The organism is Pseudomonas protegens (genome assembly GCF_003732485.1).
In the GTDB taxonomy this organism is placed as follows: Bacteria; Pseudomonadota; Gammaproteobacteria; order Pseudomonadales; family Pseudomonadaceae; genus Aquipseudomonas; species Aquipseudomonas protegens_B.
In genome coordinates, this window is the sequence record NZ_MOAK01000061.1 from 94,537 (window position 1) to 96,512 (window position 1,976).

2 protein-coding genes are annotated in these 1,976 nt (G+C 65.7%); both read left to right on the top strand.

Annotation, left to right across the window (positions count from 1 at the left end; all coding sequences use genetic code 11):
- The coding region (acnA, locus tag BLX41_RS16705; protein WP_259744963.1) for an aconitate hydratase AcnA at nt 1–1,744 on the top strand (1,744 nt) is incomplete at its 5' end.
- 61 nt (nt 1,745–1,805) lie between these two features.
- Nucleotides 1,806–1,976: 2-methylaconitate cis-trans isomerase PrpF family protein (locus BLX41_RS33700; RefSeq protein WP_221179215.1), on the top strand; the 171-nt coding region annotated here is incomplete at its 3' end.

Consider the following 1,976-nt stretch of genomic DNA (forward strand, 5'->3'; position numbering starts at 1 on the left):
CCTGGGCGATCGCGCCACCATCTCCAACATGGCTCCGGAGTACGGCGCCACGGCGGCGATGTTCTACATCGACCAGCAGACCATCGACTACCTCAAGCTCACCGGTCGTGAAGACGAGCAGGTGCGCCTGGTAGAGAGCTACGCCAGGCACACCGGCCTGTGGGCCGACAGCCTGAAGAGCGCGCGTTACGAGCGCGGCCTGCAGTTCGACCTGTCGTCGGTGGTGCGCAACATGGCCGGGCCGAGCAACCCGCACGCCCGGGTCGCCACCAGCGACCTGGCGGCCAAGGGCATCGCCGGGCAGTGGTCCGAAATCCCGGGGCAGATGCCGGACGGCGCGGTGATCATCGCCGCCATCACCAGTTGCACCAACACCAGCAACCCGCGCAACGTGATCGCCGCCGGCCTGCTGGCGCGCAACGCCAACAAGCTGGGGCTGACCCGCAAGCCGTGGGTCAAGTCGTCCCTGGCCCCGGGTTCGAAAACCGTGGCCATGTACCTGGAAGAGGCTGGCCTGGGCCATGAGCTGGAGCAGTTGGGCTTTGGCGTGGTGGCTTTTGCCTGCACGACGTGCAACGGCATGTCCGGCGCCCTGGACCCGGTAATCCAGAAAGAGATCATCGACCGCGACCTGTACGCCACCGCGGTGCTCTCGGGCAACCGCAACTTCGACGGGCGTATCCACCCTTACGCCAAGCAGGCGTTCCTGGCTTCGCCGCCGCTGGTGGTGGCCTACGCGATTGCCGGCACCATCCGTTTCGATATCGAGAAGGATGTGCTGGGCCTGGACGCCAACGGCCGGGAAATCCGCCTCAAGGACATCTGGCCGAGCGACGAAGAGATCGACGCGGTGGTCAAGGCGGCGGTGAAGCCGGAGCAGTTCCGCAAGGTCTACATTCCGATGTTCGCCATCCACGAAGACACCGGCCCGAAAGTCGAGCCGCTGTACGACTGGCGTCCGCAGAGCACCTACATCCGCCGTCCGCCTTATTGGGAAGGGGCCCTGGCCGGGGAGCGTAGCCTCAAGGGCATGCGTCCGCTGGCGGTGCTGCCGGACAACATCACCACCGACCACCTGTCGCCGTCCAACGCCATCATGGCGGGCAGCGCAGCCGGTGAGTACCTGGCGAAAATGGGCCTGCCGGAGGAGGACTTCAACTCCTACGCGACCCACCGTGGCGACCACCTGACCGCCCAGCGCGCCACCTTCGCCAACCCGAAGCTGTTCAACGAAATGGTCGAGGAAAACGGCAAGGTCAAGCAGGGTTCCCTGGCGCGGATCGAGCCGGAAGGCCAGGTCACGCGGATGTGGGAAGCCATCGAAACCTACATGGAGCGCAAGCAGCCGCTGATCATCATTGCCGGTGCCGACTACGGTCAAGGCTCGTCTCGGGACTGGGCGGCCAAGGGCGTGCGCCTGGCCGGGGTGGAGGCGATCGTCGCCGAAGGCTTCGAGCGTATCCACCGCACCAACCTGGTGGGCATGGGCGTGCTGCCCCTGGAGTTCCTGGCGGGCACCGACCGCAAGACCCTGGGCATCGACGGCACCGAAACCTATGACGTGATCGGCGAACGCACACCACGGGCGCAGTTGACCCTGGTGATCAATCGCCGCAACGGCGAGCGGTTGGAGGTGCCAGTGACTTGCCGCCTCGACACCGCCGAAGAGGTGTCGATCTACGACGCCGGCGGGGTGTTGCAGCGCTTCGCCCAGGACTTCCTGGAATCGGCAGTAGCCAGTTAAGTGACGTACCGGGGGCGGGCCGCAAGGCGCCGCCCCCGGTCTTTATCAGGACCAGAAATCCATGGCATTTGTAGCGCAAATCAAGATTCCCGCCACTTACATGCGTGGCGGCACCAGCAAGGGTGTGTTCTTCAACCTGCAGGACCTGCCCGAGGCCGCGCAGTTGCCGGGCGCGGCCCGCGATGCCCTGCTGCTGCGGGTGATCGGCAGCCCCGATCCCTATGACAAGCAG